14 protein-coding genes are annotated in these 19,527 nt (G+C 67.0%); 10 read left to right on the plus strand and 4 right to left on the minus strand.

Going from position 1 to position 19,527, the window contains the following annotated elements:
- Positions 1-149 precede the first annotated feature (149 nt).
- Both ACVWZ5_RS02145 and ACVWZ5_RS02150 read left to right on the plus strand, forming a co-directional pair.
- Positions 150-902, plus strand: coding sequence for a helix-turn-helix transcriptional regulator (locus ACVWZ5_RS02145; RefSeq protein ID WP_336196666.1), 753 nt, complete (start codon positions 150-152; stop codon positions 900-902).
- Between the two features lie 16 nt (positions 903-918).
- Positions 919-2,349 (plus strand): efflux transporter outer membrane subunit, encoded by a 1,431-nt coding sequence (locus ACVWZ5_RS02150; RefSeq protein WP_457340378.1) that lies wholly within the window; start codon positions 919-921, stop codon positions 2,347-2,349.
- Here the strand turns inward: ACVWZ5_RS02150 and ACVWZ5_RS02155 are convergent.
- Together ACVWZ5_RS02155 and ACVWZ5_RS02160 are read right to left on the minus strand one after the other, a co-directional pair.
- Positions 2,319-3,071, minus strand: a complete 753-nt coding sequence (locus ACVWZ5_RS02155) for an AraC family transcriptional regulator (protein ID WP_062573642.1) — start codon at positions 3,069-3,071, stop codon at positions 2,319-2,321. The two genes, ACVWZ5_RS02150 and ACVWZ5_RS02155, sit on opposite strands and share 31 nt — an antisense overlap.
- Before the next feature lie 89 nt (positions 3,072-3,160).
- Positions 3,161-3,598, minus strand: coding sequence for a PACE efflux transporter (locus tag ACVWZ5_RS02160; protein ID WP_062573641.1), 438 nt, complete (start codon positions 3,596-3,598; stop codon positions 3,161-3,163).
- 315 nt (positions 3,599-3,913) lie between these two features.
- Here ACVWZ5_RS02160 and wecB point away from each other — a divergent pair, with 315 nt between their 5' ends.
- From wecB to ACVWZ5_RS02185, 5 genes are all read left to right on the plus strand, one after another.
- On the plus strand, positions 3,914-5,068 hold the full coding sequence (gene wecB / locus ACVWZ5_RS02165) for a non-hydrolyzing UDP-N-acetylglucosamine 2-epimerase (protein WP_062573640.1): 1,155 nt from the start codon (positions 3,914-3,916) through the stop codon (positions 5,066-5,068).
- Complete coding sequence (nfrB, locus tag ACVWZ5_RS02170) at positions 5,065-7,239, plus strand: cyclic di-3',5'-guanylate-activated glycosyltransferase NfrB (RefSeq protein ID WP_062573639.1); 2,175 nt, start codon at positions 5,065-5,067, stop codon at positions 7,237-7,239. The genes wecB and nfrB overlap by 4 nt, the downstream gene beginning before the upstream one ends.
- Positions 7,236-10,238 (plus strand): phage receptor, encoded by a 3,003-nt coding sequence (locus ACVWZ5_RS02175; RefSeq protein WP_457340379.1) that lies wholly within the window; start codon positions 7,236-7,238, stop codon positions 10,236-10,238. Before nfrB ends, ACVWZ5_RS02175 begins: the two co-directional genes overlap by 4 nt.
- On the plus strand, positions 10,238-11,083 hold the full coding sequence (locus ACVWZ5_RS02180; protein ID WP_343580714.1) for a DUF4434 family protein: 846 nt from the start codon (positions 10,238-10,240) through the stop codon (positions 11,081-11,083). The genes ACVWZ5_RS02175 and ACVWZ5_RS02180 overlap by 1 nt, the downstream gene beginning before the upstream one ends.
- A gap of 94 nt (positions 11,084-11,177) precedes the next feature.
- The gene (locus ACVWZ5_RS02185) at positions 11,178-12,269 is read left to right on the plus strand and encodes a GGDEF domain-containing protein (protein WP_096048100.1); all 1,092 of its coding nucleotides are present in this window, start codon (positions 11,178-11,180) and stop codon (positions 12,267-12,269) included.
- On the opposite strand, the gene ACVWZ5_RS02190 is transcribed toward ACVWZ5_RS02185, so the two are convergent.
- Positions 12,244-13,542, minus strand: a complete 1,299-nt coding sequence (locus ACVWZ5_RS02190) for an ATP-binding protein (protein ID WP_062573635.1) — start codon at positions 13,540-13,542, stop codon at positions 12,244-12,246. The genes ACVWZ5_RS02185 and ACVWZ5_RS02190 overlap by 26 nt on opposite strands.
- A 6-nt stretch (positions 13,543-13,548) precedes the next feature.
- Positions 13,549-14,250, minus strand: coding sequence for a response regulator transcription factor (locus tag ACVWZ5_RS02195; protein ID WP_062360827.1), 702 nt, complete (start codon positions 14,248-14,250; stop codon positions 13,549-13,551).
- 158 nt (positions 14,251-14,408) lie between these two features.
- On the opposite strand from ACVWZ5_RS02195, the gene ACVWZ5_RS02200 reads away from it, so the two are divergent.
- From ACVWZ5_RS02200 to mobA, 3 genes are all read left to right on the plus strand, one after another.
- The gene (locus ACVWZ5_RS02200; RefSeq protein ID WP_457340380.1) at positions 14,409-15,584 is read left to right on the plus strand and encodes an efflux RND transporter periplasmic adaptor subunit; all 1,176 of its coding nucleotides are present in this window, start codon (positions 14,409-14,411) and stop codon (positions 15,582-15,584) included.
- An 11-nt stretch (positions 15,585-15,595) separates the two neighbouring features.
- Positions 15,596-18,718 carry an efflux RND transporter permease subunit gene (locus ACVWZ5_RS02205; RefSeq protein WP_062573633.1) on the plus strand — a complete coding sequence of 1,041 codons (3,123 nt, stop codon included), beginning with the start codon at positions 15,596-15,598 and terminating at the stop codon, positions 18,716-18,718.
- A 61-nt stretch (positions 18,719-18,779) separates the two neighbouring features.
- The gene (gene mobA / locus ACVWZ5_RS02210; RefSeq protein WP_062573632.1) at positions 18,780-19,355 is read left to right on the plus strand and encodes a molybdenum cofactor guanylyltransferase MobA; all 576 of its coding nucleotides are present in this window, start codon (positions 18,780-18,782) and stop codon (positions 19,353-19,355) included.
- The last annotated feature ends 172 nt before the right edge of the window (positions 19,356-19,527 follow it).

Genomic DNA, 19,527 nt, shown 5'->3' on the forward strand with positions numbered 1-19,527 from the left:
TTTTCTTGTCGGATTAATTGGCATTTCCTGTCCCCGCTTTCCGCTACAGACGCAGGCTCGGAGCCTGCTATTCAATAGCGCCAAGCCCCAGCACAGAGAGGACTCGACCGCGAGACCCACCGCGTTACCGGATCAAGGAAGACGACGACATGAAGCTGATCGACAGCCTCGAACACCGCCACGACCCGCACCTGTACCTGCAATTGGGGGCACTGGTTGCCAGCACCGGCGATGCCACCTTCGCCGAACAGATGTTCCAGCTGATCGACGACCAGGTGCCGATCCATCGGCTCGATCTCAGCGAGTGGACCCTTGACAGCGACCAGGCCAACATCCGCCAGGTCAAGGTACTGGGCAGCGCCGGCCTGCCCGAGGCGACGCCCGCGCAAGCGCAGCTGCGCCATCCCCTGCTGCAAAGCATCATGCGCATGGAAGACCCCTTGCTGATCCAGATAAACGCCCCCGTGCACCAGTGCAACCTGGTGTCGCGCAGCGGCGACCGGCGCTGGGTCATCTGCTGCCATCGCCAGCGCAGCGAGCGGATGTTCTCCCTGGCCGAACTGTCGCTGCTCAAGCGCCTGTCCGACACCCTGCTGCCATTGGTCGAGCACCATGCCCAGCTGTTCCTGCAGACGGCCCAGCGTCGTCCGGGCAGCGTGCAGGCGGATGAGGCCGGCTCGCTGCGCCAGGTCTTCATCGAGCGCCTGGAGCAGGAGGCAATCCGCCTGTCCACCCGCGAGCAGGAAGTGTGCATTGGCCTGCTCACCGGAGCCACCGTGCCGCAGATGGCCCAGCGCTTGAATGTGAAGAACAGCTCGATCGAGACCTACCTGAAACGCGCCACCGCCAAGCTCGGCGTCAGCGGACGCCATGGCCTGGCCCGCTGGATGGCCGGCACCTGATCCCAGAGACCCTGTCATGCCGCGAATCGCCCTGCCCTTGCTTGCTCTCGTTCTGACCGGTTGCAGCCTCGCCCCCGACTACCAGCGCCCACCTTCGCCCAGCGCCGAGCAGTACCCCACGGGCGTCGCCTACCGGGGCGGGCCACCCGCCACGGACCTGACCGGCGACTGGCGCGGGGTGTTCCAAGACCCGGTGCTGCGCCAGTTGCTCGACACCGCGCTGGCCAACAACCGCGACCTGCGCGTGGCCGTGCTCAACGCCGAGGCCTACCGCGCCCAGTACCGCATCCAGCGCGCCGAGCTGCTGCCGAAGATCGCGGCCAACGCCCAGGGCACACGCCAGTACCTGCCACGGCGGCGCACCGGCGGCGAAGGCATGATCAGCACCCAGCAATCGGCCACCGTTGGCATCAGCGCCTATGAACTGGACCTGTTCGGTCGATTGCGCAGCCTCAGCGACCAGGCGCTGCTCAGCTACCTGGCTACCGACGAGGCACGGCGTGGCGCCGAGCTCAGCCTGCTCAGCAGCGTCGCCGGCGCCTACCTGACCTGGCGTGCCGACCAGGAATTGCTGGCCCTGTCGCGCCAGACCCTGCAAGCCGACGAGAAGAGCCTGCGCCTGACCCAGCGTCAACGCCGCACCGGCACGCTGTCGGCGCTCGACCAGATCCAGGCCACCACCCGCGTCGACAGCACCCGCGCCGCCGTGGCGCGCTACACCCGCTTGGCCGCCCAGGACCTCAACCAGTTGCAGCGCCTGGTCGGCACGCAGATCGACGAACACCTGCCGGCATTGCCGCTGGCCGCCGAACAGATTGCCAGGGTCCCCGCCGGCCTGCCCGCCGACCTGCTGCAGCGCCGCCCGGACATCCGTCAAGCCGAGTACCAGTTGCAGGCCGCCAACGCCAATATCGGCGCGGCGCGGGCAGCGTTCTTCCCGAGCATCAGCCTGACCGCCAACGCCGGCAGCAGCAGCCGCGAGCTGGCCGACCTGTTCGACGCCGGCAGTGGCACCTGGCTGTTCCAGCCGCAGGTCAACCTGCCGCTGTTCAACGCCGGCAGCCTGCGTGCCAGTCTCGATTACGCCAAGTTGCAGAAGGACATGCAGGTGGCGCGCTACGAGAAGTCGATCCAGACCGCCTTCCAGGAAGTGGCCGACGGCCTGGCGGCGCGCAGCACCTTCCAGCAGCAGTTGCAGGCCCAGCGCGACCTGGTCGAAGCCAGCCAGCGCTACCACGACCTGGCCGAGAACCGCTACCGCACCGGTATCGACAGCAGCCTGACCTTCCTCGACGCCCAGCGCTCGCTGTTCAGCGCCCAGCAGGGCCTGATCAGCGACCGCCTGGCGCAGTTGCTCGCCGAGGTGAACCTGTTCACGGCCTTGGGTGGCGGCTGGGACGAGGCGCCGGGGCTGGCCTACCAGCGCTCCACGGCCCTGCCGAAGTAGACCGACGGCGATACCCCGAGGGTGCGGCGGAACATCGCGCTGAAGGCACTGGGGCTGTCATAGCCCAGGTCCAGCGCCACCGCCAGCACCGACTGCCCGGCCGCCAGGGCATCCAGGCTTGCCAGCAGGCGCATGCGCCGCAGCCATTGCACCAGGCTCAGGCCGGTCTCGCGCTGGAAGGCACGGGTCAGGGTGCGCGGATTGAGGCCGCTGTGGGACGCGGCACGGGCCAGGCTCCAGTCCTCGGACAGTGCCTGGCGCAGGGCCTCGCACAGGCCTTGCAGGTGCGCCGAATGCGGACTGGGCACATGCAGGGCGAATACCGGCAGCACGCGCAGTTCGTCGAGGATCAGTTGCATGATCCGTGCCTCGCGGCCCTGGGCCGGATGGTCGGGGGCGATGTCCATGGCGCGGATGATCAGCTCGCGCAACAGCGGCGAGATCTCGATCACCTGGCACTGGCGCGGCAGGTCCGGGCGCGCGTCGGGTTCGACGAACAAGGTACGCATGCGCACGACGCCGGCCATGCGCAGCTCGTGCTCGACCGCCGCTGGCACCCACACCCCACGCCCCGGGGGGACCACCCAGCTGCCTTCGCGGGCACTGACCGTAACCACGCCACTGATCGCGTGGATCAACTGGGCGCGGTCATGACAGTGCGGCGCGATGTGCTCGCCATGGCGGTAGTTCTCGGCGAGCGGCAGGATGATCGGACGCGGCATCGGTGCGGGTCTGGCATGGTTGAACGGAGATTATTGGCGATGCGTGGGGCTGAGGGGAACCCGGTGACTTGTGGGAAAAAGCCCTGATATCAGCACCCCTTGGCCGCTTCCTGCGCCGATACCGGCACATCGAAGACCTTGTCGAACCCCCACTGGAACACGAACGCATAGACGAAGAAGAACATGAACAACGCCAGGTTGGTCACCAGCGCCGCCCACAGCCCGATGTCCAGCCAGTAGGCCACCAGCGGCAGCAGGATCAGCACCAGCCCGCCCTCGAAGCCCAGGGCATGCAGCAGGCGCCGCAGGAAGGTGCGGCTGCGCTGGCGCTGGCGCGCCTCCCAGCGCTCGAACGCCCAGTTGTAGGCCATGTTCCAGCTCATGGCGATGCCCGACATGAGGATCGACAGCACGGTGGACTGGGCCATGCCGGCACCGAACGCCAGCTCCAGCGCCGGCGCCACGCAGGCCACGGCGATGGCCTCGTACAGGATGGCCTGGACGACCTTGCGCGCCTTGCCTTGCATGTTCTACTCCCTGAAGAAAAGACCTACAAAGCTACAAGAAGAAGGCTGTAAGAAAAAGCCGGAAATACTTTATTGACTGACCGTTCAATCAAGAAAAGCTAGCATAAACGTTTCCGCACCACCCCTCCCTGGCGTTCGGCCTCGACATTGCCGACACGACCCCCGCCTCCATGGCACTTCCGCAAGCGCCTGCAGCGCACCGTCCGGCGTAGGCCACGCATTGGACAACCCCGTGATCGACTGCTTGTATCTATGACTGGCAAGCGGCGACACGTCGTACAACTTCGTCCAGGGAATCGAACGAGGAACTACACGATGGCTTACACCGTGATGATGGTATTCGGTACCCGCCCCGAAGCGATCAAGATGGCCCCGCTGGCCCGCGTCCTGCGCGACTGGCCCGAGGTCGACTTGCATATCTGCTCCACCGGCCAGCACCGCGAAATGCTCGAACAGGTCCTTACCGCCTTCGGCCTCACGGTCGACCAGGACCTGCAGGTGATGACCCAGAACCAGACCCTCAACGGCCTGTCCCGCGACCTGCTGGACAAGCTCGACCGCGCCTACGAGCAGGTCAAGCCCGATATCGTGCTGGTCCACGGCGATACGACCACCAGCTTCATCGCCTCGCTGGCGGCCTTCCACCGGCATATCCCCATCGGCCATGTCGAGGCCGGCCTGCGTACCGGCAACCTGCAGCAGCCCTGGCCCGAGGAAGCCAACCGGCGCTTGACCGGCGTGCTCGCCGACCTGCACTTCACCCCCACCCGCGACTCCGACGCCAACCTGATCCGCGAAGGCGTACCGCCCGAGCATATCGAGGTCACCGGCAACACGGTGATCGACGCCCTGCTGTGGATGCGCGACAAGCTGCACCGCGATAACTGGCGCCCCGCCCCCGAATCCCCGCTCAATGTGCTGCGCGACGACCAACGCATGGTGCTGATCACCGGCCACCGCCGGGAGAACTTCGGCAGCGGCTTCGAACGCATCTGCCTGGCCCTGGCCGAACTGGCCTTGCGCTACCCGGACGTGCAGTTCCTCTACCCCGTGCACCTCAACCCGCAGGTGCAGCACGCGGTGTACAGCGTGCTGTCCGGGCGCGACAACATCCACCTGGTCGCCCCCCAGGACTACCCGCACTTCGTCTGGCTGATGAACCGCGCCCATATCATCCTCACCGACTCCGGCGGCGTGCAGGAAGAGGCGCCGGCCCTGGGCAAGCCGGTGCTGGTGCTGCGCAAGGTCACCGAGCGCCCCGCCGTGCTCAAGGGTGGCACGGTCAAGCTGGTCGGCACCCTGACCGAGCGCATCGTCCACGAGACCAGCCAATTGCTCGACGACCCGGCGGCCTACGCGCGCATGGCGCAGGTGTTCACCCCCTTCGGCGACGGCCACGCCAGCGAGCGCATCGCCGAACGCCTGAGCCGCTGGTTCGCCGAGCAATCCGCCGCACGGGACAACGCATGAGCCTGGCCTTCATCGATTTCCTCACCTATGTCCTGTTCGGCCTGAAGATCCTTGCCATCATCCTGGCGACACTGATGTTCGTGCTCGGCCTGGACGACCTGTTCATCGACCTGTGCTACTGGGGCCGCAAGCTGATCCGGCGCTTTCGGATCTACGACAAGTTCGACAAGGCCGACGAGAAACGCCTGTTCGAGGTGCCGGAAAAGCCCCTGGCGATCATGGTGCCGGCCTGGAACGAGGTCGGCGTGGTCGGCGAGATGGCGCGCCTGGCGGCCTCGACCATCGACTACGAGAACTACCAGATCTTCGTCGGCACCTACCCCAACGACCCGCAGACCCAGGCCGACGTCGACGCCGTCTGCCTGCACTACCCCAACGTGCACAAGGTGGTCTGCGCCCGCCCCGGCCCGACCAGCAAGGCCGACTGCCTGAACAACATCATCGACGCCATCCTGCGCTTCCAGCAGGACGCGCGCATCGAGTTCGCCGGTTTCATCCTGCATGACGCCGAAGACGTCATCTCGCCGATGGAACTGCGCCTGTTCAACTACCTGCTGCCGAACAAGGACATGATCCAGATTCCGGTGTACCCCTACGCACCGGAATGGAAAGGCTTCACCGCCGGCCATTATGTCGACGAGTTCGCCGAGAACCACGGCAAGGATGTCATCGTGCGCGAAGCGCTCACCGGCCAGGTGCCCAGCGCCGGGGTCGGCACCTGCTTCAGCCGCCGGGCGATCAGCGCCCTGCTCGAGGACGGCGACGGCATAGCCTTCGATGTGCAGAGCCTGACCGAGGACTACGACATTGGTTTTCGTCTCAAGCACAAGGGCATGAAGTGCATCTTCGCCCGCTACTCCATCACCGACCCGGCGCTGGCCCTCAAGCAGGACTGGCGCCCCGGCATGAGCCGCGAGTTCGCCCAGGTGATCTGCGTGCGCGAGCACTTCCCGCGGGACTGGCAGCACGCCATCCGGCAAAAATCGCGGTGGATCGTCGGCATCGTGTTCCAGGGCACCAGCAACCTCGGCTGGAGCCGCAAGGGGGCGCTCAACTACTTCCTCTGGCGCGACCGCCGCGGGCTGTTCGCCTACCTGCTGAGCTTCTTGGTCAACCTGTTGCTGCTGGTGCTGCTGGCGATGTGGCTGGTGACGGTGATCGCGCCGGAGTCGTGGCGCTTCATGTCGATCCTCAGCGACAGCAAGCTGCTGAGCACCCTGCTGTGGCTCAACGGCCTGCTGCTGTTCAACCGCCTGTTCCAGCGTTTCTGGTTCGTCACCCGCTACTACGGCATCTTCGAGGGCCTGCTGTCGGCGCCGCGGATGATGTGGAGCAACTTCGTCAACTTCTTCGCCAACCTGCGCGCCCTGCGCCAGGTGATGGAAATGGGCGATTCGCGGCGGGTGGCCTGGGACAAGACCACCCACGAGTTCCCCGCACTCGCCGCGCCTGCGCGCACACCGCTGGGCCAACGACTGGTGGAAAAGGGCCTGATCAGCGAAACCCAGCTTGAGCAGGCCATCACCAGCCCGGTGCGCCGGCGCCTGGGTCGCGAGTTGCTGCTGCGCGGCTGGCTGAGCAGCGAGCAACTGGTCGAGACCCTGGCCGAGCAGCTGGACCTGCCCTGGGCGCCGCTGAATCCATTCAAGATTGAACCTGCGTTGATCGCCAAGCTGCCGCGCAAGCTCGCCACCCACTACGGCGTGCTGCCGGTGGACGAGGACGGCGACACCCTGGTGCTGGCCAGCGAGAGTCCGGTCAGCCAGGTTTCGCTGGGCGTGATCAGCCGGCAGCTCAAGCGCCCGGTACGCGCCCGCCTGGCGCCGCAGGGGCGGGTCACCCTCGGCCTGCGCTACCACTACCCAAGCCCCTGGCAAAAGCCCGAGACCCGCGAAATGCTCGCGGTGCTCGAGCGCCATCAGGACGACGCCACCCTGCTGGAGCAGGTCGGCATCCACCAGGTGATGCTCGGCACGCTACTGCAGGTGCGCGGCATGGTGCCGGTGACCCTGTTCAACCAGGCGCTGATCGACTTCAACCCCGAGCAGCAGAGCCTGGGCGAGCACCTGATCGCCCGCGGCATCATTACCGAAGAGGTGCTGCAGCAAGCCCTCGCCGAGCAGGCCAGCGAACAGCAAGCCGCCTATGAACTGACCCGGGAGGTGGCATGACGCCCCGTCTTTCCCTGACCCTCGCCAGCCTGCTGCTGTGCTCTTCCACCCTGGCCGCGCCGACCAAGCCGATGACCGATTTCCAGCGTTTCACCAGCTACCCGTTCATGGAACGTGGCTACCGGGAGGCGCAGAAGGACAACTGGGCGGAGGTCGAGCGCCTGACCCGTCACGTACTGGGGCGCGTGCCCAACAACAACGAGGCCCGCGCCCTGCTGGCCGAGGCCCTGGCCCATCAGCGTCGCTACAAGGAGGCCGAGGCCATCGCCGAGGACCTCGACGACAACCCCGAGCACGCCGACGCCCTGCTCGAACTGCGCTTGACCTGGATCGAGCAGGACCCGCCCGCGGCGAGCCAGGTGGAGGCCTGGCTGGCCGACAGCCAGGGCCAGCAGCGGGTGCGCCTGTGGCAGGCCTACAGCGTCAGCCTGGCCAAGTTCGGTGGCGCGGCCAAGGCCTTGGAATGGCTCAACCAGTTGCCGGTGCGCGACGACGGCATGGTATTGCGCATGACCCGGGCCAACTTCGCCGAGCAGCTGCGCAACTGGGGCGAGACCATCGACCAACTGCAACCCCTGGCCGACAAGGGCGAACTGCCGGCGCAGGACTGGCAGCGCCTGGCCAATGCCTATATCCAGCAGGTCGATGAAAAGGGCCTGAACAAGCTGCTGGCCAGCGCGCCTTCCCAGGAGGCGGCGACCCATGCCCGCCTGGCCATGGCCAACCGCGCCATCGCCATGGGCCACAACCAGCAGGCCGAGCGCTGGCTGCAGAGCCTGCCGGCCGACCAACTGCAACATCCCGAACAGCGCCGGCAACTCTGGGAACTGGCCCGCGAGGGCGACGACGCGGCGCTGGTGCGCCAGTTGAGCAATGAATTGCAGCGCCCGTGCCTGGAGACCGTCGACTGGCTGTCGCACAAGGACCTGAAGCTGGCCCGCGAGCAGCTTGGCCAGTGCGAGGCCCACGACAATCCACGCAGCTACGCCATCCTCAAGCAACGCCTGTACGGTGACCCCGCGCAGCCGCCGCAACCACGCACGGCGGCGCAGTGGGAACAACGCTACCGCCAGACCGGCGACCTGGCGGCGCTGGAACAGGCCACGTTCATGCTGCTTGAACGCGGCCAGGCCGAACACGCCCGGCATTTGCTGGAGAACGCCTACGACCGCCGACAGGGCCGATTGACGCCCTCGCTGCTGCAACGCCTGGGCAACCTCTATGCGCGCAACGACGGTCCGCTGGATACCCCGCGCATGCACGCCCTGGTGCCGCAAGTGGATGCCGCCACACGGGGTCAGTTGCTCGCCCGCCTGGCCGAGGCCGGCCAGTGCGACGCGGTGCGCAAGGCGACCCCGGCCAACCCGAGCGAAGCCGGACAGTATCGTGCCCTGGGCCGCTGCGCCATGCCCGACCAGCCCGGCGAAGCCGTGGTCTACTACCAGGTCGCCGAACGCCTGGGCGACACCGCCAGCCGCCTGCCCCTGGCCTACGCACTGGAGGCCTCGGGCGACTCCGAGGCGGCGCTGCCGATCTGGAACAGCCTGCCGGTCGACGCATGGACCGACAATGCTCGCCTGACCGCGGCGCGTGGTGCCTTGAACGCTGGCGACGCCAATGTCGCCCGCCGTCACTGGGACGCGGCCGCGCACCTCAGTGCCGACGACTGGGCCCTGGGCGCCGCCATTGCCCAGCGCCAGGGCGACGCCCAGCAGGCCCTGGCCTTCCAGCGCGAAGCCCTGCGCCACACCCCGCGCGCCGATCACTACTACGCCGCCGCCGGCACCGCCCAGCAGGCCGGCGACAGCGCCCAGAGCACCGCCTGGCTGGCCGACGCCGTGCGCCTGGCGCCGGATCAGCCGCGCTACCGCGCCGACTACGGCATGCGCCTGGCCGGCTCGACGGACAAGCAGCAACGGCGCCAGTCCATCCCCTATCTGGAGCGCGCCACCCGCGACTTCCCCGAGGACTACCGCCTGGGCGAGACCCTGGCCCTGCGCTACGACGAGGCCGAGGACAGCGCCTCGGCCCGCCGCGAGTTGCGCCGGGTGCTGGACGTGGAGCGCAACCTGGTCGACGGCGACGACGAATACGGCAGCCTGGAGGCGCGCAAGTACCGCCAGCGCCGTGCCCATGAAGCCCTGTCGCGCCGCGACAGCGTCACCCTGGCCAGCACCTGGTCGCCAGCCGGTACCTCGACCAACGATAAGTTTCTCGACAACGGCGCGCGCGCCGGCAGCTCCCGCCGGGCACAATCGCAGAACGTGCAGCTGGCGATGTGGGACCACGCCGTGGGCGAGGAGCCCAGCCGCAACGGCAGCACGCTTTCGGTCTATGGCCGCGTGCTGTTCGGTGGCCAGAGCCGCACCGACTACGCCCAGAGCATGGGCACCGGCGTCGGCCTGCGCTACAAACCGCTCGGACAGGCCAACCTCAACCTGTACGCCGAGCTCTACCACCAGCGCCAGATCGACAGCACGCACTACAGCGGCCTGAGCCTGGGCGAGCTGCTCAGCCCGGCGAAGGTCGGCGGCAACTGGGGCGACCTGCGCCACAACGCCGAATCGAGCAACGACCTGCTGCTGCGTGCCACCGCCTCGTTCCTCGACCAGGGCCGGTACCGCAATGACTGGCGTATCGACGAAGACGACTGGGACGAGCGCTTCCTCTACCTCGACGCCGCCTGGTGGACCCGGGCGGGCGATCATGCCTGGCTGTCGCGCTTCCAGCAGGGCCATGCCTGGAAACTGCCGAGCCGGTCGCCGCAGACGATCATGCCCTACGGCTTCCTCGAGTTCTCAAGCCAGGATCCAAGCAACGACTGGCGCCAGGACGCCCGCGCCGGGGTCGGCGTGCGCTGGCAGTGGTGGTTCGACGACGACCGCTACAACGCCTACCGTGGCTCGCTGAAAGTGCGCGCCGAGTACCAGCAGGCGCTGGGCGGCAACCTCTACGAGCGCGCCAACGGCGTGCTGCTGGGTGTGGAGATGAACTTCTGATGCGTACCTTTCTGGCTCTCTGCCTGCTCGCCCTGTGCCTGCCCGCCCAGGCCGACCAGCGCCTGTTCTATCAACCGCTCGACCGTGATGCCAGCGTCACCCCCGCCCAGTGGCAACAACTGTGGCGCGCCACCAGGGCCCAGGGTGGCACGACCCTGATCGTGCAATGGAGCGCCTACGGCGACAGCGACTTTGGCGGCGCCCACGGCTGGCTTGCCGGCAGCCTGCGCGAGGCGCAGGCCCAGGGGCTGGAGCTGGTGCTGGGGCTGTACATGGATCCGGCCTACTACCAGCGGCTCGAACAGCTCGACGGTGAAGGCCTGAACAGCTACTTCAAGGCGCAGTTGGGCCGCTCCCTCACCCAGTACCAGCAGCTCAAGACCGACTGGGCGCTGCCGGTGTCCGGCTGGTACCTGCCGCTGGAGCTGGACGACCTGCACTTTCGCGATGCAGCCAGGCGCGGTGCCCTCTACACACAATTGCAGGCGTTCAATCGGCAATTGGACAAGCCCTTGCATATCAGTGCCTTCAGCGCCGGCCAGCTGTCGCCACGGGTCAATGGTGCGTGGCTGGAGCAGTTGGCGAGCCTTGGCCTGAACGTGTGGTGGCAGGATGGTGCCGGCACCGGTCGCCTGGCGCCGCTGGTGCGCCAGGGCTATGAACAGGCCCTGCCCTGCCAGGTGGGTATCGTGCGCGAGGCGTTTCGCCAGGTCAGCCCGCCTGGGCAACCGTTCCGCGCCGAACCGGCGCAGCCGGCGCTGAGCGGAGGCTGCCACGCCGAAGCTGTGTTCGCACTGCGCTACCGGCCCTGGGCCAAGGATGTGCTGAAACCAAGCTCGTTGTAGGAGCTGCCCTTTCGCGACACAAGGCCGCTCCCACAGAGACCTCACAGCCCTGGAAGGCATAACAGACAACAATTTCAAGGCCACCATCGCCTCCATGTACAAGACCCTCGAAGCCCACATCCGCCAACAGGTCGCCCCCGCCGCCCTGCGCGCCGAGTTCCGCCAGCACGAATTCGAGGCCATGCGCCGCTTCTGCCTGCTGATCTTCTGCATCGGCATCGCCATCTGGCTGATCTTCGACCTGATCGTCAGCTACCTGGGCGGCCAGGGTTTCACCTGGCTGTCGGGGGTGTTCATCGCCCTGTTGTGCAGCCTCTGCGTGGTCCTGGGCTTTACCCGCAAGAGCCAGCATTTCGACGTGCTCAACCTGTTGTTCGTGGCGGTGATCACCCTGGCCATGCGCCTGGTGATCGAGGGCATTCCGATCGTTCTGCGCCCGGTGTGGCTGGTGCTCGGGGTCTCGACGGTGCTCTACGCCGTCTCGGTGCTGCCGGTGCGGCGCTGGTCATTCTTCTGCGCCCTGGGCATCACCTGGCTCATGCTCAACCCGTTCTTCCACACGCGTATCGAGGCCCTGGAGCTTGAGGGCGCGATGCTGATCAGCTACGGGGTATTCCTCAGCGGCCTGGTGACCTACAGCTACCTGCGCATCCGCCAGGCCAAGCTGCACAATTTCTACCTGACCAACGTGCTGCTGGAGCAGGCCTACATCGACGCCCTGACCGAAATCCCCAACCGCCGCTCGTTCATGGCCAAGGCCGGAAAGCAGCTGCGCCAGGCGGATGCCGGGCAGTTCCTGGCGATGATCGACATCGACAATTTCAAGCAGGTCAACGACCGCTTCGGCCATGACATCGGCGACGAAGTGCTCAAGCGCGTGGCGGCGCATATCAAGGCGGCGATGATCGGCTACGAGATCGCTCGGCTGGGTGGCGAGGAATTCGCGATTTTCTTCCAGGGGCTGAACGAAACCAGCGCCAAGCAGCAGGTCGCCGCGCTGTGCCAGAGAGTGCGCGAGGACCTGTCTGCGCACCCGGTGACCATCAGCATCGGCCTGGCCCGGATTGACAGCGGCGATACCCTGAGCCTGGCGCTGATCAGGGCGGACCAGGCGTTGTACGAGGCCAAGCACACCGGCAAGGACCGCTTCGTCCTGTGGACTACCCGGCTGGCAAACGAATCCTGAACTGCGCCCCGCCCAGCGCCGACTGCGCCACGGTCAGTGTGCCGCCCTGCCCTTCGATGGCCCGCCGGCTGATCGCCAGCCCCAGCCCGAACCCGCCGGTATTGCGGTCACGGCTGCGGTCCAGGCGATAGAACGGCTGGAAGATCCGCTCACGCTCCTCGGTCGGGATGCCGATGCCGTCGTCTTCCACTGTCACCAGGCAAGCGCCGTCCTCTTCCCGGCGCAGGCGCAGCAGCAGGCTTTCATCGCAGTAGCGCATGGCGTTGCGCACCAGGTTCTGCACGGCGCGGGCGGTCAGCCGCGGGTCGAGGACGAAACGCGGCAGGTCGGTTTCGCAGCGCACCTCCCAGCGAATGCCACGGTTGTCGAGCTCCTCGGCGAAGCTGCCGAGCACGCTGTCCACCAGTTCCAGCAACGACACCTCGACCCGTTCCCGGGCCTGGTCGACGCTGTCCAGGCGGCTGTAGGAGAGCAGTTCGAGCACCAGTTCGTCCAGTTCGCGCACATGGCCCACCAGCCCCAGTAGACGCTTGCGGCTGGCCGGCGGCACCTCGTCGAACAGCAGCACCAGGCCGAAGTCCAGGCGTGTCAACGGCGTGCGCAGCTCGTGGGAAACCGCGTTGAGCAGTTCGCGCTGCTGGTTGACGTGGCGTTCCAGATCGCTGGCCATGGTGTCGAACACCCCGGCCAGTTCACCGATGTTCGAGCGAGGCGAGATATGCGTACGTTCTGACATCTCCCCGCGCCCCAGACGCCGGGCAGTGTCCTTCAGCCGTTCGAGGTCGCGCCAGTGCGGCCACACCCACAACAGCAGGCAGCCAAGCATGGCCGCGCCGATCAGCACGGTCACGCCCCAGGACAGCACGTTGATGTCCAGCGGGTCGTCCGGCGAATGCAGGCGCACCAGCCATTGCGAATCCAGCGGCGCCAGCACCGTTTCGTAGTAGCCCCAGTCGGCCATGCGCACCGCGAACAGGCCATGTTCGAGCCGGGCTTTCTCCTCGCTGCTCAAGTCGGCATCGTCCATGCGCAACAGGCGCACTTGCAACGGTTTGAACACCCCGGCCAGGTCTTTTTCCACTGCCGGCCACTGCTCCTGCGGCGCCTGCTGGAACTGGCGCACGATCAGGGTCTGCACGCCCTTGGCCTGCTCGAGGTTGTAGGCCATGAAGCGCTCATGGAACAACCCGACGATGGTGTCGGGGATCAACGCGATCGCCCCGGCATAGGCGACGATGATCACCAGGTACAACCGCACCAGGATCTTGAGCATGGCCTGTCAGTACTCCCACTCGACCCGGCTGAACAGATACCCCTTGCCCCACACGGTCTTGATCTTGCGCGCTTCGCCGGCGCTGTCGTCGAAGCGTCGGCGCAGCTTGGAGATGGCCACGTCCACCGAACGGTCGGTGCCGTTGAACTCGATGCCGCGCAACTGCTGCAGGATACGGTCGCGGCTCATCACCTCGCCGGCGTTGCGCGCCAGCACCACCAGCAGGTTGTACTCGCCGCTGGACAGTTCCACCTCCTCGCCGCGCCAGCTGACCGTGCGCTCGGCCAGGTCGATGCGCAGGCCGCCGACCTGGATCAGGTCGCTGTCCAGGCGCGGCTCGTTGACGCTGCTGCGGCGCAGCAGGGTACGCACCCTGGCCAGCAGCACCCGGGGTTCGCACGGTTTGGTGACGTAGTCGTCGGCGCCCATTTCCAACCCCAGCACCTGGTCGTGGCTGTCGTCACGGGCGGTCAGCATGAGGATCGGCAGGCCCTGGCTCTCCTGGCGCAGCAGGCGGCACACCTGCAGGCCGTCGAGGCCCGGCAGCATCAGGTCGAGGATCACCAGGTCCGGTTTCTGGCGGCGGAACTCGTCCAGCACATGGTCGCCGCGGGCAATCACCCGGACATGGAAATCGTTGCGTTGCAGGTAGCTGGCGATCAGTTCGGACAACGCGCTGTCGTCTTCGACCAGGAGAATGTTCGGCATAAGGGGATTTGACGAAAGATTGAAGTAAGGCAGGATATAGAATCCCGCGCGGGCCACCGCCGATTGTTCACACTTTTTCACACACGCCCAACACAGCTTAACAGCCGCCACCCGGACGGCTGCTTTAGCATACGCTGGATCAAACCTGGAAGATCCGTATGTCCATTCCCTGCCCTTCGCGCCTGCGCCCCTTGGCGCTGCTGGCGCTGATCACCCTTTCCCTGGCCGGTTGCAACGACGCCGCCGAACAGGAAGAACAGGCCCCGCCTTCCCAGGTCCGGGTCGAGACCCTGGCCGTGCAGCCACTGGCGATCAGCACTGAACTGAGCGGCCGCATCCTCGCGCCGCGTACCGCCGAGGTGCGCGCCCGGGTAGCCGGCGTGGTGCTCAAGCGGGTGTACCGCGAAGGCAGCGACGTCAAGCAGGGCGACGTCTTGTTCCTGATCGACCCGGCGCCATTCAAGGCCGACTTCGACAGCGCCCGCGCCACCCTGGCCAAGGCCGAGGCAACCCTGTACCAGGCCCGCCTGCAGGAACAGCGTTACCGCGAACTGGTCGACGACAAGGCGGTCAGCCGTCAGGAGTACGACAACGCCCGCGCCGCCTTCCTCCAGGCCGATGCCGCGGTCGGCGAAGCCAAGGCGGCGCTGGAACGGGCGCGCCTGAACCTGGGCTACGCCACCGTCACCGCGCCGATCTCCGGACGCATCGGCCGTGCCCTGGTGACCGAGGGCGCGCTGGTCGGACAGAACGAAACCACGCCGCTGGCCACCATCCAGCAGTTGAACCCGATCCACGCCGACGTCACCCAGTCTACCCGCGAGCTCAATGCCCTGCGCCGCGCCTTGCGCGCCGGCGAACTGCGCCAGGTCGGCCAGGACCAGGTCAAGGCCACGCTGATCCAGGACGACGGCAGCGCCTACCCGCTGGCCGGCAAGCTGCTGTTCTCGGACATCAGTGTCGACCCGAGCACCAACCAGATCACCCTGCGCAGCGAATTCCCCAACCCCGACCTCGACCTGCTGCCGGGCAGCTATGTGCGCGTGCGCCTGGACCAGGCGGTGCAACCCCAGGGCATCAGCGTGCCGCAACGCGCCATCCTGCGCGACAGCGCCGGCGTGCCCAAGGTGCTGCTGGTCGACCCGCAGAAGCGCATCAGCGAACGCCAGGTGGTTTTGGGCAGCGCCCAGGGTGATCGCTGGATCGTCAGCGAGGGCCTGGCCCCGGGTGATCGGGTGGTGGTCGAGGGCCTGCAACACGTCAAGGCCGGCGACCAGGTCCAGATCGACGAGCAACCGGGCGCCTCCGCGGTCGCCCAACACACCGGCCAATGAGGGCCTGATCCATGCCGCAGTTCTTCATCGACCGCCCGGTATTCGCCTGGGTGGTCGCCCTCTTCATCCTCCTGGTCGGCGCCCTGGCCATCCCGCAGTTGCCGGTGGCCCAGTACCCCGACGTGGCGCCGCCGCAGGTGGAAATCTACGCCGTCTACCCGGGCGCCTCGGCGGCGACCATGGACGAGAGCGTGGTCAGCATCATCGAGCAGGAGCTCAACGGTGCCGACAACCTGCTCTACTTCGAGTCGCAGAGCAGCCTGGGCAGCGCCACCATCACCGCCAGCTTCCAGCCCGGCACCAACCCGGACATGGCCCAGGTCGATGTGCAGAACCGCCTCAAGGTGATCGAGTCGCGCCTGCCGCGCCCGGTGACCCAGCAAGGCCTGCAGGTGGAAAAGGTGTCCACCGGCTTCCTGCTGCTGGCCACCCTCACCTCCGAGGACGGCAACCTCGACGAGATCGCCCTGTCGGACATCCTCGCGCGCAACGTGATGAACGAGATCCGCCGCATCAAGGGCGTCGGCAAGGCGCAGCTGTACGGCTCGGAGAGGGCCATGCGCATCTGGATCGACCCGGCCAAGCTGGTCGGCTTCAACCTCACGCCCAACGACGTGGCCGAAGCCATCGCCGCGCAGAACGCCCAGGTCGCCCCCGGCAGCATCGGTGACCTGCCCAGCCGGCCGACCCAGGAGATCACCGCCAACGTGGTGGTCAAGGGCCAGCTGAGCACCCCCGAGGAATTCGCCGCCATCGTCCTGCGCGCGAACACCGACGGCTCGACCGTCACCGTCGGCGATGTCGCCCGGGTCGAGATCGGCGCCCAGGAGTACCAGTACGGCACGCGCCTGAACGGCAAGGCCACCAGCGCCTTCAGCGTCAAGCTGTCGCCCGGCGCCAACGCCATGGAAACCGCGGGCCTGGTCAAGCAGAAGCTCGACGAGCTGGCGCGCTACTTCCCGGCCGGGGTGAAATACGACATCCCCTACGACACCTCGCCGTTCGTCAAGGTCTCGATCAAGCAGGTGATCAACACCCTTGTCGAGGCCATGGTGCTGGTGTTCGCGGTGATGTTCCTGTTCCTGCAGAACTTCCGCTACACCCTGATCCCGACCCTGGTGGTGCCGGTGGCGCTGATGGGCACCTTCGCGGTGATGAACGCGCTGGGCTTCTCGATCAACGTGCTGACCCTGTTCGGCATGGTGCTGGCGATCGGCATCCTGGTCGACGACGCCATCGTCGTGGTAGAGAACGTCGAGCGGATCATGGCCGAGGAAGGCCTGCCGCCCAAGGAAGCCACACGCAAGGCCATGGGCCAGATCAGTGGCGCCATCGTCGGCATCACCCTGGTGCTGGTGGCGGTGTTCCTGCCGATGGCCTTCATGAAAGGCTCGGTGGGCGTGATCTACCAGCAGTTCTCGGTGTCGATGGCGGTGTCGATCCTGTTCTCGGCGTTCCTCGCCCTGAGCCTGACCCCGGCCCTGTGCGCCACCCTGCTCAAGCCCTTGGAAAAGGGCGAGCACCATGAGCGCAAGGGTTTCTTCGGCTGGTTCAACCGCCGCTTCGAGGGCATGAGCAACGGCTACCAGCGCTGGGTGACCCACGCCCTGGCCCGCAGCGGCCGCTACCTGCTGGTGTATGCCGTGCTGCTGGCGGTGCTCGGCTACGGCTTCAGCCAGTTGCCCACCGCCTTCCTGCCCACCGAGGACCAGGGCTACACCATCACCGATATCCAGCTGCCGCCAGGCGCCAGCCAGGCGCGCACCATCGAGGTGGCCCGGCAGATCGAGGCGCACAACGCCGAAGAACCGGGCGTGGCCAACACCACGCTGATCCTAGGCTTCAGCTTCTCCGGCAGCGGCCAGAACGCGGCGCTGGCCTTTACCACGCTCAAGGACTGGTCCGAACGCGGTGGCGACGACAGCGCGCAGTCCATCGCCGACCGCGCCACCCTGGCCTTCACCCAGCTCAAGGACGCCATCGCCTACGCGGTGCTGCCACCGCCGGTGGACGGCCTGGGCGAGTCGACCGGCTTCGAGTTCCGCCTGCAGGACCGTGGCGGCATGGGGCACACCGCGCTCATGCAAGCCCGCGACCAGTTGCTGGAGGCGGCGCGCAAGAGCAAGGTACTGGTCAACGTGCGCGAAGCCTCGCTGGCCGAAAGCCCCCAGGTGGAACTGGAAATCGATCGGCGCCAGGCCAATGCCCTGGGCGTGTCGTTCGCCGACATCGGCGCGGTGCTGGACACCGCCGTGGGTTCCAACTATGTCAACGACTTCCCCAACCAGGGCCGCATGCAGCGGGTGGTGGTGCAGGCCGAAGGCGACCGGCGCAGCCAGGTCGAGGACCTGCTGAAGATCCACGTGCGCAACAACAGCGGCAAGATGGTGCCCCTCGGCGCCTTCGTCAGCGCCCACTGGCAGTCCGGTCCGGTGCAGCTGACCCGCTACAACGGCTACCCGGCGGTGTCGATCTCCGGCGAGCCGGCGGCCGGCCACAGCTCGGGCGAGGCCATGGCCGAGGTCGAACATCTGGTTGCCCAGCTGCCGGCCGGCGCCGGCCTGGAATGGACCGGCCTGTCGCTGCAGGAGCGTCTGTCTGGCAGCCAGGCCCCGCTGCTGATGGCGCTGTCGCTGCTGGTGGTGTTCCTGTGCCTGGCGGCGCTGTACGAAAGCTGGTCGATCCCCACCGCGGTGCTGCTGGTGGTGCCCCTGGGCGTGCTTGGCGCGGTGCTTGCGGTGACCCTGCGCGGGATGCCCAACGATGTGTACTTCAAGGTTGGCCTGATCACCCTGATCGGCCTGTCGGCGAAGAACGCCATCCTGATCATCGAGTTCGCCAAGGCCCTGGTCGACCAGGGCCACGACGCGGTGGACGCCGCGATTCAGGCCGCGCGCCTGCGCCTGCGCCCGATCGTGATGACCTCGCTGGCGTTCATCCTCGGCGTGGTGCCCCTGGCCATCGCCAGCGGCGCCAGCTCGGCCAGCCAGCAGGCGATCGGCACCGGGGTGATCGGCGGCATGCTCAGCGCCACTTTCGCCGTGGTGTTCGTGCCGGTGTTCTTCGTCGTGGTGATGCGCCTGGCCGGGCGTGGCCGGACAAGGACGGCCGAAGCAGCCACCCACGAGGCCTGACTGGACAAGCCCCGCGGTAAATGGGAGGGTTCCCGGCATTGACTGCCCGGAACCCTTTTTCATGCCTGACGCCCTCCCCCCCTGTTCCATCCTCATCCTCGCCGGAGGCCGTGGCCAGCGCATGGGCGGCCGCGACAAGGGCCTGGTGGCCTGGCGCGGCGAGCCGCTGGTGGCCCATGTGCAACGTGCCGTGCGGGCACTCAGCGATGATCTTGTGATCTCCTGCAACCGCAACCAGGCGGCCTATGCGGCGTATGCCGACCAACTCGTCAACGATGCCGATGCGGACTTTCCTGGTCCGCTGGCCGGGGTCATCAGCGGGCTCAAGGTGGCACGGCATGAATGGGTGGTGGTGCTGGCCTGCGATGCGCCGCTGATCGATCGGGCCTTGATCGAGAACCTGCTGGCCCTGGCGGTGGCCCACGACAGCCCGGCCATGGTGCGCCAGGGCGGGTACTGGCAGCCGATGTTCAATGTGCTGCCACGGCGGTTGCTGCCGCTGCTGGAGCAGGCCTGGCAGGCGGGTGAGCGGAGTTTGCAGAAGACCTTGCTACAAGCGAATGTCCAGGGGCTGGAGTGTATAGAGGACGACCCGCGATTGAGTAACTTCAACAGCCCGGATCTGCTGCAGGATTAACACCTCGATCGCGGGGCAAGCCCGCTCCCACGAAAGCCCACTCCCGCAGAAATACGCGTGCTCTGTGGGAGCGGGCTTGCCCCGCGATTTCGTCGGCCCTGCCTACCCCATTCTTAGAGGCAAAAAAAGCCCCGGGCAAAATTCCCCGGGGCCAAGCGGTTGGAATCCCCAA

The organism is Pseudomonas sp. TE6283 (assembly GCF_054060555.1).

Excerpts from the sequence above, each read along its gene's own strand:
- ACVWZ5_RS02145 (WP_336196666.1), top strand. The coding sequence starts at position 150 with ATGAAGCTGATCGACAGCCTCGAACACCGCCACGACCCGCACCTGTAC.
- ACVWZ5_RS02150 (WP_457340378.1), top strand. The coding sequence starts at position 919 with ATGCCGCGAATCGCCCTGCCCTTGCTTGCTCTCGTTCTGACCGGTTGC.
- ACVWZ5_RS02155 (WP_062573642.1), bottom strand. The coding sequence starts at position 3,071 with ATGCCGCGTCCGATCATCCTGCCGCTCGCCGAGAACTACCGCCATGGC.
- ACVWZ5_RS02160 (WP_062573641.1), bottom strand. The coding sequence starts at position 3,598 with ATGCAAGGCAAGGCGCGCAAGGTCGTCCAGGCCATCCTGTACGAGGCC.
- wecB (WP_062573640.1), top strand. The coding sequence starts at position 3,914 with ATGGCTTACACCGTGATGATGGTATTCGGTACCCGCCCCGAAGCGATC.
- nfrB (WP_062573639.1), top strand. The coding sequence starts at position 5,065 with ATGAGCCTGGCCTTCATCGATTTCCTCACCTATGTCCTGTTCGGCCTG.
- ACVWZ5_RS02175 (WP_457340379.1), top strand. The coding sequence starts at position 7,236 with ATGACGCCCCGTCTTTCCCTGACCCTCGCCAGCCTGCTGCTGTGCTCT.
- ACVWZ5_RS02180 (WP_343580714.1), top strand. The coding sequence starts at position 10,238 with ATGCGTACCTTTCTGGCTCTCTGCCTGCTCGCCCTGTGCCTGCCCGCC.
- ACVWZ5_RS02185 (WP_096048100.1), top strand. The coding sequence starts at position 11,178 with ATGTACAAGACCCTCGAAGCCCACATCCGCCAACAGGTCGCCCCCGCC.
- ACVWZ5_RS02190 (WP_062573635.1), bottom strand. The coding sequence starts at position 13,542 with ATGCTCAAGATCCTGGTGCGGTTGTACCTGGTGATCATCGTCGCCTAT.
- ACVWZ5_RS02195 (WP_062360827.1), bottom strand. The coding sequence starts at position 14,250 with ATGCCGAACATTCTCCTGGTCGAAGACGACAGCGCGTTGTCCGAACTG.
- ACVWZ5_RS02200 (WP_457340380.1), top strand. The coding sequence starts at position 14,409 with ATGTCCATTCCCTGCCCTTCGCGCCTGCGCCCCTTGGCGCTGCTGGCG.
- ACVWZ5_RS02205 (WP_062573633.1), top strand. The coding sequence starts at position 15,596 with ATGCCGCAGTTCTTCATCGACCGCCCGGTATTCGCCTGGGTGGTCGCC.
- mobA (WP_062573632.1), top strand. The coding sequence starts at position 18,780 with ATGCCTGACGCCCTCCCCCCCTGTTCCATCCTCATCCTCGCCGGAGGC.